The organism is Arthrobacter sp. HLT1-20 (assembly GCF_054510895.1).
The window spans coordinates 36,001-48,534 of record NZ_JBTNDR010000020.1 but is presented as its reverse complement, the minus strand read 5'-3'; the positions used below and the strand labels follow the sequence as shown (position 1 = coordinate 48,534).

The following is a 12,534-nucleotide window of genomic DNA, read 5'->3' as shown; positions in this document are numbered from 1 at the left end:
GCGAAGTCAACAACGGCCCCCGTATTCCCTAGGTGTCAAAAGCACTAGCATGAGTCAGTGGGCTATCCGGATCTGGAGTTGCCCACATTCGAGCGCACACCCAAGAAACATAAGGACTCCAGCCTTGACCATCACAGCCCACCCCGGCGATGCCCTGTCCCGCCGACAGAAACTGGTCTACGTTCTCGTCTTGGGGCTACTAACGGCGCTGGGCCCCTTCACGATTGACCTCTACCTGCCGGCGTTCCCCATTATTGGGCATGAACTGGGCGTCAGTGCCGCAGCCGTGCAGCTGACGCTGACCGCCACAACCATTGGTTTCGCCGCCGGGCAGCTGGTGGTGGGCCCGTTCAGCGACAAGTTTGGCCGGCGGATGCCGCTGATCCTGGCCACGGCCCTGCATGTGGGTGCCTCGGTTGGTGCGGCCATGTCCACGGATATCACCATGCTCGGCGTGTTCCGCGTGCTGCAGGGCATTGGCGCGGCAGGTGGCGGTGTGGTGGCGATGGCCATGATCCGTGACCTCTTCGGCGGCTACCAACTGGTCCGCATGCTCTCGCGCATGTCGCTCGTGAACGGCATGGCACCCATTCTGGCCCCCGTCATCGGGTCCCAGTTGCTGGGTGTCATGGACTGGCCGGGCATTTTCTGGTTCCTGGCCGGCTACGGCACCTTGGTGGTCATTGCCGCGTTCGTGTTCATCATTGAGACCCTGCCGCCTGAAAAGCGCCATTCCGACGGCGTGAGTGTCGCCAGCAGGTACAAGGCCGTGTTCAGCGACAGGATATTTGTTGGCACCCTTTTTGTGGGTGGGCTGAACTTTGCTGCCTTGTTCACCTACCTCTCGGCCTCCACCTTCCTGTTCCAAAATACGTATGGATTCACACCCCAGCAATACGGCTACTTGTTCGCCGTCAACTCGCTGGGTGTGGTCTCTGGGGTGCAAATAGCTGCACGGATCATGCGCCACACGGGGCCACAGTGGGTCATTGCCGGGGCAACCGTTGCCCAGGTGGCTTCCGCCGCCGCCATAGTCATTTGCGACCAGCTTGGCCTGGGCCTGTGGGGCGTCATGGTGCCACTCTGGTTCTTCATCTGCGCCACCGGCTTCATGTTCCCCTCCGTCCAAGTCATGGGCCTGGCCCGCAACGGCAGGCAGGCCGGCACGGCAGCATCCCTGCTGGGCGCGGCAACCTTTGGCTTCGCTGGGCTCATCACACCCGTGGTGGGCCTGGTGGGTGTGGCGGCAACGAGCATGGCCGCCATCATGGGCATCTGCAGTTTGCTCGCCATGGCCGCCCTGTGGCTCATTGTGCGGCCCCGCACGGTACCCAAGATCTAGCGCCACAGTGCGATAAGGTCCCGGAAAATCCAGCCATTGCCACGATAGCGTTCGCGAAAAACTCGCCATTGCTGCGAGAGCGTGTGGGGTGGGGCGGGGGTGGCGGTGGGAGCGTCTGCGCTGACCCTGGGCGAGAGCGTGTGGCGCCGCAGCACGGCCTCGCCCATAGGCATGGTCTGCACCAGCCGGACGCCTGCCGGGGGTTGCCGACCAGCAGGCGCGGATCGTCCGCACGGATGGTCCCGGCTCCCACCATGATGCCGTCAAGGAACGGCCCCACCCCCGGTGGCTGGCGGTGCGAGCCGGCAGGGCCGCGGGGAGATCAATTGGGGATGGCGGCCAAGAAAAAATCCCCGCACTCACGTGGAGTGCGGGGATTTTCTTGCAAGCTCCTCTGACTGGACTTGAACCAGTAACCCTTCGATTAACAGTCGAATGCTCTGCCAATTGAGCTACAGAGGAATGAAGCAGGTAATAGAATAGCAGGGCTTTTTTGGAAATACAAAACGGGCGCCGGGGCCCCACTTTTCAGTGCCCAATGCCTGAAAAGTGGGGCCCAACTTCTGGCTGGTTGACGCCAGCTACCAGCGCATTGCGCCCGGGGCCGACCACGTCACCACGCCGAATTGGAACTGCTGCCGGCAGTAGCCCGTGGCACAAACCTCGTTCCACGTGGGATACCCAAGCTTGGCGGGCCCGCCAAGCTTGGTCCAATTCGCCAATATGCCGTTCTTGACCAGTTGGGCCGGACCTGACGCAGCTGACCAGTAGATGCGTCCGCCTTGGTATTGCTGGTAGCAACCCTTGCGCGGCAGCCCGCAGACTTCTTCACCCGTTGGGTACCCTTCCGGACCAATCCAGCCAGGCATGATGCCTGAGTGCGCTGATCGGATGGCTCCACGCATTGTGTGTGCTCCGGTTTTGGGGGACCACACAATGTCTCCACTCTGGAAAGACTGTTTGCAGCCTCCGCCAGGAATTCCGCAGGCTTCTTCCGTGGTGGGGTAGCCCAGGAAGCCATTTTGGGCGCCCAGGGCTTGGTATTTGCCTCCGATGGCACCCTTGACAGCGTGGGCACCCGTCTTGGGAGACCACGCGATTCGGCCGAAACGGAAGTTCTGCATGCAGCCACCATCACGCAGTCGGCACACCTCATCCGTGAGGGGGTACCCAAGAACACTCACACTGCCCGTCGACATAAAGACAGCGCCAATTCCACCTTGAACTGCCACGGAACCTGCCGCGGCTGACCAAATAACATTTCCGCCTTGGAACGACTGCAAACAGGTGACGACGACTCCGGAACACTCCTCTTTCCAGGTTGGGTATCCCAAGTAGCCGTCCTGCGCGGACAAGTTGGCCCATTTGGACTGGATGCCACCTGTGATTAGGGTTCCCCTCGTGTCATCACTGGAGACCATCAGCCCGGCGTCAAACGATTGACTGCAACCCCCATCTCGCAATCCACAAGCCAAATTGCTGGTGGGGTAGCCGGGCCCTTGGAGTCCTCCACTGTGAAACCATCCGAAGCCCAGACCGGAGGCCGGATCCACACGGAGCACGCCGTACTTGGCCCGCCAGGTCAGCATAAATGTCGAACCGCCGCCCAAATGCAGGAACTCTTGAGTCGATCCTTGACCCACATGGATCTCGTCGGACTTCGGGTACCCGATGCCCGAGCTGAGCCCGCCGGCTGCGAACCAGTGCGGGCCAAGATTTCCAATGGTCCGGAAGATGACAACAGCCCGGTCTGTGTAGGATTCAAAAATGGTGCCCCCAACAAATTCCTGGCGGCACGGGCCCATTGAACAAGTGCGTTCGGCTGTCGGGTTGCCCAGCAAACCCTCGGCACCTCCCAGCGACTTCCACTTATCAAGAATCAATCCTCGAACCTCAATCGTGGACCCAGACGATTCAACACCAACAGGCAAGACCGCCTGCTTGGGGCTGGCCGGCGGAACCTGGGAAACAGTTGGGACTGGCACTTCGGCCGGGGCTGGCTCCTGCGGGTTGCCTGACGGAAGCGGCTGCTCGGTCTGCGCCGGCATTGTCTGCGCCGAAGTAGTGGGCGGCGTGGTTGGATCCGATGCAACCGCAGGCTGCAGCCCCCACCCGGCCAGGGACATGCCCAGGACAAAGACCACTGCGGCCGCGCGTTTATTCACTTTTCCCCCAAATACTAATTCTGTGATTGTCAGCACTAATATACGGCGGAAAGCCCATGCAACGGAAGTCGTAGTATTTGGGAAAAACAAAATTCCCCGCACTTTAATAAGTGCGGGGAATTTGTTTTGGCTCCTCTGACTGGACTTGAACCAGTAACCCTTCGATTAACAGTCGAATGCTCTGCCAATTGAGCTACAGAGGATCGCGCAGGAACAACAATAACAAACCATCGCCAGGATGTGAAATCGAGCGTTGGGAGGGGCCTCAGCCGTCCCCGCGCAGCTGCCTGCGGGCTGTCTCCAGCTCCATCAGCTCGCGCTGCAGGAGCTGGTAGCTCTCCGGGTCAACGGACGGATCCATGCGTTGCAAGGCACCCAAACGCTCCTCCTTGAGCCGGGTGATCTGCAGTTCAAAGAGTCTGCGCAAAATATCGCGGCAATACCGCATCAAGGTATCTTCCCGCGTTGCAGGCAAGGGACTCAACGCCAATTCGGCCACCAAGGACTCCAATTCCGGCGGGACGTTGGCGCGCACGGCTTCCAGCCACTGGGAGGAGGCCTCCGTGGACTCCCCCGCCAGGGTGATGCCCTGCTGCAGGGCCTTGTAGGCGGGCACCATAAACTCCGTGGCGGCAAAGTGCTGCCAGTTGCCCGCCGTCAGCAAGCCGGGATGCTGCAGGACTACCTCCAGAGCCTCCCGCTCCATGCGCCCCTGGGGATCGCGCGGATCCGGGCGCACCAGGGCAGGCCGGCCGGCCGCAGCTTCCTGCTGCTGCCCGGGGGCAGGCGCGGAGGGCCCCCCGGCCGGGGCGCCGTGCTGCCGTCCGACGTCGGAACGCCCCTTCGCGCTTGGCTGCCCTTGGCCGTGGGCTTGCCCGGGCGCATGGGACGGCCCCTTGGCATCCGGCTGGGTATGCGCGCGTCGCTCAGCCGTCTTGACAGCCCGCAGGACCTCGTTGGGGTCGGCCATACCTAGCCAGCCAGCCAGCTCCTGGCTGTACCCCATGCGGGTGGAGCCGTCGCGGATATCGGCCACTACCGGCGCCGACGCGCGGAGGCCATTGACCCGGCCCTCCACAGTGCTCAAATCAAACTTGGCCAGCGTGGTGCGGATGGCGAACTCAAACAGGGGCCTGCGCGAACGGATCAAGGCATGCACAGCCTCGTCGCCCTTGCGCTGGCGAAGCTCACAGGGGTCGGCGCCGGAGGGCTCCACGGCCACGAAGGTTTGGGCAATAAAACGCTGGTCCTCATCGAAAGCTTTCAGGGCAGCTTTTTGGCCGGCGGAGTCGCCGTCGAAGGTGAACACCACCTCCCCGCCCGTGCCATCGTCGGAAAGCAGGCGCCTGGCCACCTTGATGTGGTCGGCGCCAAACGCCGTTCCACACGTGGCAACGGCCGTGTCCACACCGGCCAGGTGGCAGGCCATGACGTCGGTGTAGCCCTCCACCACCACCAGCTGGCGCTTGGCGGCAATGCTCTTCTTGGCCAGGTCAATCCCGTACAGCACCTGGGACTTCTTGTAGAGCGTGGTTTCCGGGGTGTTGAGGTACTTGGGCCCCTGGTCATCGTCAAAGAGTTTCCGGGCGCCGAAGCCCACCGTGTCGCCGGCGATGTCGCGGATGGGCCAGATGAGCCGGCCCCGGAAACGGTCGTAAATGCCGCGGTTACCCTCGGAGAACATGCCCGTGAGCTTGAGTTCCTCCTGGGTGAAACCCTTCGCCGACAGGTGCTTGAGCAGCGCGTCCCAGCCTTGCGGGGCAAAACCCACGCCAAACCGGTCCGCGGCCTCGCGGTCAAAGCCGCGCTCGGAAAGGAACGTCCTGCCTGTGGCTGCGGCAGGAGTGAGCAACTGTTCACGGAAGAATTCGCCGGCGATCTTGTGTGCGTCGAGGAGCCGCTGGCGCTTGCCAACATCCTCACGGCGCGGACCCGTGCCGCCGTCCTCGTAGCGCAACTCGTAGCCAATCCGGCCCGCCAATTTCTCCACGGCTTCGGAAAAGGAAATGTGATCCATCTTCTGGATGAAGGAAATCACATCGCCGCTCTCCTGGCAGCCAAAGCAATGGAAATACCCCATTTGCGGGCGCACATGGAAGGACGGGCTGCGCTCATCGTGAAATGGACACAGTCCCTTGTACGAGCCAATGCCAGCGGATTTTAAGGTGACGTAGGCGTCAACAATTTCCTTGAGGTCGGTGCGTGTTCGCACCTCGTCAATGTCTTCTCGTTTAATTAGCCCAGCCACACCGCCAGTTTACGTGAGCGCCGGCCCGGGGCAGTACCTACAGCAGTGTGCGTTCGGTCCCCACCAGGCGCTCGTGCAGCGCCAGTGCCGATACATCCGTCAGAGACGCGATCTGGTCGATGACAACCCTCAGCCGGGCGTCGTCGTCGTCCGCGTCCCGCCAATCGGCAGCGAACATGGTCTCCAAATGGGCATCTCCGGTGGCGTTGAGCACCGCCACCAACTCGCTGAGCACATCCTGCTGGCGCTGGTAGATGGGCTGACGGTGGTCGGTGGTCATGACGAAGGTGGTGGCCAGGCCCTTCATGACGGCAATTTCCAGGGCTGTCTCATGAGGAACGACGACGTCGGCGGCGTACCGCGCCAGGCGGTGCGTCCCGTAGATGGCCTGGGTGGCGCCCACCGCGCTCTGGCAGAAGCGGCCAATCAGCTGGCTTGTCATGTCCTTCAGGGCCGCCATGGACGCCCGGCTGCCGTCGGCGTGGCGAACCCACACATCGGTGGCCTCAAGCCTTTGCAGGGCGGCATCGATCTCCGCGGTGTCCACGGTTGGCAGATACCACTGCTGCGTGTAGCCCAGGACCCGGTTGCGCTGATCCTGGTTTGCCAGCCATTTGAGCTGCACATGGCCAGCCACGATGGCATCCTCCACGTCGTGGACGGAGTAGGAGATGTCATCGGAGAGGTCCATGACCTGCGCCTCAATGCAGCTCTTGCCCCGGGGCGCACCGTCGCGCAGCCAGGCGAACACGGGGAGGTCGTCGGCGTAGGCGCCAAATTTGCTGGTCCGCAGGCCGTCAATTAAGGGCGCATCCGCAGCAAGCCACGGGTACTTGGACGCAGCATCAAGGGACGCCCTGCTGAGGTTCAATCCTGCTGAACCGCCGGAGGAAGTGAGCACCTTGGACTCCAGCCGGGTCAACAGCCGCAACGTCTGGGCGTTGCCCTCAAAACCGCCAATGGTGTGGGAAAGGTCATTGAGCACTGACTCGCCATTGTGGCCGAAGGGCGGGTGGCCAAGATCGTGCGCCAGGCAGGCGGTGTCAACAACGTCCGGGTCGCAGCCCAGAACACGGCCCAGCTCACGGCCAATCTGGGCCACTTCCAGGCTGTGGGTCAGGCGGGTGCGGACAAAGTCATCTGTGTCCGGGGCAACCACCTGCGTCTTGGCACCGAGGCGGCGCAGCGCGGAGGAGTGCAGCACCCGGGCCCTGTCCCGCTCAAACACAGTTCGGAAACTGGTCTTGGGCGCCTCCTGCACCCACCGTTGCTCATCGTGGGGCAAGTACACTGACTGCGAATCTGAGGACATGTTCCCCAGTTTAGGGCCAACGCCCCTGTACTCAGGGACATTGTGCACAGGGCTGCCGGCGGCCGGCTCGTCCCGCGCGCAGCGATGGTGGGGCTTGCGGCGTGGTGGTCAGCCGCCGGAGACGTCCAGTTCTGCGCCCACGAGCTCCACCTTTTGCGATCCGCTCAGGGTGCGCTCGTTGAGCCAGCCCTCGGGCAGTGCCGTGCGCTTAGGGGTGCCAGCGCGGCCGCGGGGGCCCTCGGCGTCGACGCCCGGGTACGGCGAGTCCATGTCGAGCGTATCGAGCAGGCCGCGCAAGACCTCGAGGGTGGGCACGGCTGACAACTGGGCGCGAAGCTCGCCACCAACAACGTAGCCCTTGAAATACCAGGCCATGTGCTTGCGGATGTCGCGCAGGGCCTTGTTTTCGTCGTCGAACGTGTCAACCAGGAGTTCCGCGTGACGGTACACGGCCGCGGAAACCTCAGCCAAGCCGGGCTTGTGGCGGGTGTCGCTGCCTTCAAAAGCTGCCATGAGATCGCCAAACAACCAGGGGCGGCCCTGGCAGCCGCGTCCCACCACCACGCCGTCCACACCGGTCTGGCGGACCATGGCAATGGCATCTTCGGCGCTCCAAATGTCGCCATTGCCCAAGACGGGAACATCCGGCAGCGCCTCGCGCAGGCGCGCAATGGCGTCCCAGTCGGCCTTGCCTGAGTAGAACTGGCTGGCCGTGCGGCCGTGCAAGGCCACCGCGGCAACACCGGAATCGCGGGCAATGCGGCCAGCTTCCAGGTACGTCAGGTGGTCATCGTCGATGCCCTTGCGCATCTTGATGGTCAAGGGGATGCCGCCCTTGGAGGCCTCGCGGACCGCCGTCTGCACAATGGAGGTGAACAGATCGATCTTCCACGGCAGCGCCGCGCCGCCTCCGCGGCGGGTTACCTTGGCCACGGGGCAGCCAAAGTTCAGGTCAATGTGATCCGCGTGGTTTTCCTCGACCAGCATGCGCACGGCCTTGCCCACAGTTTCGGGGTCCACACCGTACAACTGCACGGAGCGGATTTCCTCATCCTCGTCATGGCTGATCAGACGCATGGATTCCGGGGTGCGCTCCACCAGGGCACGTGAGGTGACCATTTCGGAGACGAAAACGCCACCTCCGTGCTCGCGGCAGAGCCGGCGGAAGGCGGTGTTGGTGATCCCGGCCATGGGGGCAAGCACTACCGGGGTGTTCACGGTGATGTTGCCAAGTTTCAGGGGCGGGAGGTCCAGTTTGGTGTCGCTGGTGGGGATATCTGTAACAGTCACCCATCAATTCTCTCAAATCCGTGCAAATTAAGCGCCCGCCCTGCGGCGAGGGGTATATCACCCCCGGCCCCGGCGCCTCCGCCCGGTGCAGAACGCGTAGATTCCGCCGCACCGGCTGGTGAACAAGCTCACCTTGCCGGAGGTGCATCCCGCTCCATACTATTGTTAGACTGACTGGTCAGTACAAAGAATTGCGAACACCGGACGAGCCGCGACAACAACGGCCGCCCGGATCCGGAATTCAGCGTCAGAATCCGGAAATCAGCGTCAGAATCACCCACGATTCAATTCCGCCGGAGATCGGCACGATCCCGGCGGAACACTTCAAAAATTGCCCCACACGAAGGAACCCCTGTGCAGATTCATGCCAATAATCTTGCGCTGTCAGCAGGCCGCGGCCCTGTTTACGGCCCCCTCAGCTTTGAACTGGACGGCGGCCTCTGCGTGCTCCGCGGCGACGCCGGAAGCGGGCGGACATCGCTGCTGTTGACCCTGGCCGGGCGTATGAAGCACCAAGAAGGCAGCCTTCTGGTGGGCGGATACGAACTGCCCCAGAAGCTGCGGGCAATCCAAAAGATCAGCTCTGTGGCGGGTTTCCACGGCATTGACGAGCTGGAGGAGTCCGTCACGGTGGGCGCCGCGCTGCGGGAGCGTCTCGCATGGATCTCCCCCTGGTGGTCACGGGTGCCCAAGCTTAACGATGTGGACGTGGCCAAGATCTGCGCCCCCACCTTTGGCCGCGAGCCCATCCCTCACGCCAACACAGTCATCTGGGACTTGAGCGACACGCAAGCGTTCCTGCTCCGCATTGCCCTGGCCATGATGAGCCGGCCCAAAATCCTGTTTGTGGATGACCTGGAGCAGATCCGCAACACCAGCTCCCGCGCCATCGTCTGGGACCGGCTGGCCCACCTTGCCGGCGCTGGCACGGATGTGGTGGTCTCATCCTCGTCCCTTGACGCGCAGCTCTGGGAGCAGCTGGACATTTCTCCCACCGTGGTGGACATCAGCACCCACCAAAGCACCCCTGAAGAAGAGCCGGAACAAGAACCGGAACAAGAACCAGCAGCAGCACAGCACGAATTGGAGACCGTCTAAATGTTTGCCTTTTTATCCTCCGGCACGGAACTGAGCCGATTCAAGCGCGGCAAGATGCCCAAGATTGCCGTTGCCGTGATGCTGTTCATCCCGCTGATCTACGGCGCCCTGTACCTGTGGGCGTTCCAGGCCCCGGACAAGCACATGGATGAGCTTCCCGTGGCCCTGGTCAACCAGGATGTGGGTGCCAGCAATGACGGAGAAGCCGTCAACGCCGGCCAGGACCTGACCACTAAGCTGCTGGACGGCATGGACCTCAAATGGGAGCAGACGGACACCGACGGCGCCGCACAGGGCGTGGCCAGCGGCAAGTACTACTTTGCCCTGACCATCCCCAGCGATTTCTCCGCCAACGCCGTCTCCGTGGGGACCGACACGCCAGCCCAGACCATGCTGGATGTGCAATTCAACGATTCCAACAACTTCCTCTCCAGCGTCCTGGGCAAGCAGGCCATGGCCCAGGTGCGCGACGCTGTTTCCGAACAGCTGGGCGAGCAGACCTCCTCCACCCTGCTGGTGGGATTGCACGACGCCGGAGCCGGGCTGCGTGCCGCGGCCGACGGTTCCGCTGACGTCACCGAGGGCATCGGCACGGCCAAGGACGGCGCCGGCAAGCTGGTGGTCGGCATGACGCAACTGGCCAGCGGCTCGGTGACCCTGAACAATGGCGCCCTGCAGCTTTCCGACGGCGCCTTAGCCCTGTCCAACGGCATTGACACGCTGGCCGGCGGCGCAGCAACCCTTAACACCGGCGCATCGAGCCTTTCCGCTGGTGCCGGTTCCCTGGCCACCGGTTTGGGGCAACTGAACACAGGCGCCGCCCAGTTGGCAGCCGGCAGCAGCACCCTTGCCGCAGGAACCGGCCAACTGGCCACCAGTTTGACCGGATCCATCCCCGACGCACAGAAGTTGGAGCAAGGTGCGGCCTCCGTCTCAGCCAGTGCCGGAACCCTGTCCGCGAGCGCAGCCAAGCTTTCCGGATCAGCCGCTACCTTGGCCACGAGCGCCGATAGTGTGGCCACCGGTGCCGCCCAAACCTCCGCCCAACTGGCCAAGCTCATTGCCAGTGCCGAAAGTCTGCCGCCGGGAACCCCTGCGAGCGCCCTGGTGGACAGCCTCAAGCAGCTCCACGCTGAGGCTGCCTCGCCCGTTGCGGCGGGAGCCGGCAAGTTGGCCGCGGGTGCGCAAGCTCTCTCCACCCAAGGCGCCGCTCCCCTGTCCGCGGGCGCTGCCAAGCTGGCCGCTGGCGCCGATGCTGTGTCTGTGGGCGTCACCAAACTCTCCACGGGTGTCAGCGATGCAGCAACGGGTGCAGACTCGCTCGCCAAGGGTGCAACCACGCTGAATTCGGGCGCGGCCACCCTGGCCAAGGGGGTCCAGAGCGCGGCAACGGGTTCCGCCGATGTGGCCGGCGGTGCCGCCAAGGTTTCCGGCGGGGCAGCAGCCCTCTCCACGGGTGCCGGCACCGCCAAGGACGGCGCAGCGGCGCTGGCCACCGGGGCAGGCTCCTTGAGCAACGGCACCTCGGAGCTGGCAACAGGCACCGGGACACTGCTTGCGGGTGGAACTGAGCTGTCGGCGGGTGCAGAGAAACTCGCCGCCGGCAGCCAGCAGCTCACTGAAAAACTGGGCGACGGCGGCAAGGCCATCCCCAACGATTCCCCCGAATTGCTGGAGCAGAAGTCGCAGGTCCTGGCAGCCCCCGTGGCCGTCAAGTCACAGTGGAGCAATGAGTCCAAGAGTTTCGGTGAGGGCTTTGCGCCGTTCTTCATTGCACTGGCCACCTTTGTGGGCGCCTTGATTTCCTGGTTGTTGCTGCGGGCGCTGCCCACCAGGGCCCTCGCTGCCGGAGCCAATGGGCTGCGGAGCGTCCTGACGGGCCTGCTGCCTGCCCTGGCCATTGGCCTGGGCCAGGTGTTGATCATGATGGCCGTCCTGCTGTGGGGCCTGGACATGAAACCGGTCTACCCGGTGGCAATGGCTGCGTTCATCTACCTGACCACCGTGGCTTTCCTTGCCCTGCAGCAAATGTTCATCATCATCTTCGGCACGGCAACCGGGCGGGTGGTCAGCCTGGTGCTGCTGATGCTCCAGCTGAGCTCCTCCGGTGGAACCTACCCGGTGGAAACCACGCCCGGCTTCTTCCAGGCGCTTCACCCGTTCATGCCGGCCACGTATGTGGTGAGTGGACTTAGGGAGCTGATGACTGGTGGAATAGACTCCCGGTTGTGGGTCTCGGTGGCATTCCTTGCTGCACTGGCACTGGGATCGGTGGCTGTCAGCTCCTTCAGTGCCGGCCGCCAGCGTGTCTTCTCCATCAAACGCCTGCATCCCGAACTGGAAATGTAGGCAACACCCCGGCCTGGCGGTTCAGCCAAGTCCCTGCCAGCCCAAAATACTAAGGAACCCCGTGCCCCGCATCTCTGCCACCAAACAGGCCATCCTGGCTGCCGCACTGGAATTAGGTGCGTTGCACGGGATTTCCGGCACCACCATGGATGAGGTGGCCGAACGGGCGGGGGTGGCCAAGGGCAGCGTGTATTACAACTTTTCCTCCAAGGACAAGCTGTTTGAGGAGTTGCTGACGGCGGGCGTCAGCTCGCTGTCAGCAACGCTGCGCACGGCCCGCGAACAAGCAAGTGGCTTTGGCGCCATCGAGGCCATGGTCACGCAGATGCTGACCTTGATTGCTGAGAACCGGGCCCTGGCAAAGCTGATGGCCGCGGAAATTTTCCGCACCGACAGGGTCTGGCAGCACACAGTCAGCGTGCTGCGCCGTGAAGGTGTTTCCGAGATTGGCACCGCACTTGCCCCCCTGGTTCCGGCGGACACCCCGGAGGCCACCCGTTTGTTGATGGCTGGCGGCATTTTCGGGGCAACCCTCATGGGCGGGCTGGAATGGCTGCTGTTCACCCCGGAGACGCCCGTAGAGGAAGTCTCGGCTGCCATTCTCTTCACCTATTCGGGGCGCCTGGCCCACTAGGCGATTGCCCCTGGGCAGCGGCGAAAATGCTCGGGCGGGTGCGCGGCAACTTTGCTGATATTCTCAGCCTTGAGAGTTTCATCCGCCCGGGAGGGC

General features: G+C 63.3%; 8 protein-coding genes and 2 tRNA genes. 4 read left to right on the top strand and 6 right to left on the bottom strand.

What is annotated here, in order from left to right; translation table 11 throughout:
- The first annotated feature begins 124 nt into the window (after positions 1-124).
- Complete coding sequence (locus ACX80Q_RS11945) at positions 125-1,342, top strand: multidrug effflux MFS transporter (protein WP_459330752.1); 1,218 nt, start codon at positions 125-127, stop codon at positions 1,340-1,342.
- 389 nt (positions 1,343-1,731) lie between these two features.
- Here the strand turns inward: ACX80Q_RS11945 and ACX80Q_RS11940 are convergent.
- From ACX80Q_RS11940 to dusB, 6 genes are all read right to left on the bottom strand, one after another.
- Positions 1,732-1,804, bottom strand: a tRNA-Asn gene (locus ACX80Q_RS11940).
- A 119-nt stretch (positions 1,805-1,923) separates the two neighbouring features.
- Positions 1,924-3,507, bottom strand: coding sequence for a hypothetical protein (locus tag ACX80Q_RS11935; protein WP_459330751.1), 1,584 nt, complete (start codon positions 3,505-3,507; stop codon positions 1,924-1,926).
- A gap of 127 nt (positions 3,508-3,634) precedes the next feature.
- Positions 3,635-3,710, bottom strand: a tRNA-Asn gene (locus ACX80Q_RS11930).
- A gap of 62 nt (positions 3,711-3,772) precedes the next feature.
- Entirely contained in the window at positions 3,773-5,755 is a 1,983-nt protein-coding gene (gene dnaG, locus ACX80Q_RS11925) for a DNA primase (RefSeq protein ID WP_459330750.1), read from the bottom strand.
- A gap of 37 nt (positions 5,756-5,792) precedes the next feature.
- Positions 5,793-7,067 carry a deoxyguanosinetriphosphate triphosphohydrolase gene (locus ACX80Q_RS11920; RefSeq protein WP_459330749.1) on the bottom strand — a complete coding sequence of 425 codons (1,275 nt, stop codon included), beginning with the start codon at positions 7,065-7,067 and terminating at the stop codon, positions 5,793-5,795.
- Between the two features lie 108 nt (positions 7,068-7,175).
- On the bottom strand, positions 7,176-8,357 hold the full coding sequence (gene dusB / locus ACX80Q_RS11915; protein ID WP_459330748.1) for a tRNA dihydrouridine synthase DusB: 1,182 nt from the start codon (positions 8,355-8,357) through the stop codon (positions 7,176-7,178).
- 354 nt (positions 8,358-8,711) lie between these two features.
- On the opposite strand from dusB, the gene ACX80Q_RS11910 reads away from it, so the two are divergent.
- From ACX80Q_RS11910 to ACX80Q_RS11900, 3 genes are all read left to right on the top strand, one after another.
- Positions 8,712-9,455, top strand: a complete 744-nt coding sequence (locus ACX80Q_RS11910; protein WP_459330747.1) for an ATP-binding cassette domain-containing protein — start codon at positions 8,712-8,714, stop codon at positions 9,453-9,455.
- Positions 9,456-11,804, top strand: coding sequence for a YhgE/Pip family protein (locus tag ACX80Q_RS11905; protein WP_459330746.1), 2,349 nt, complete (start codon positions 9,456-9,458; stop codon positions 11,802-11,804).
- A 61-nt stretch (positions 11,805-11,865) separates the two neighbouring features.
- Positions 11,866-12,438, top strand: coding sequence for a TetR/AcrR family transcriptional regulator (locus ACX80Q_RS11900; protein ID WP_459330745.1), 573 nt, complete (start codon positions 11,866-11,868; stop codon positions 12,436-12,438).
- Positions 12,439-12,534 lie beyond the last annotated feature (96 nt).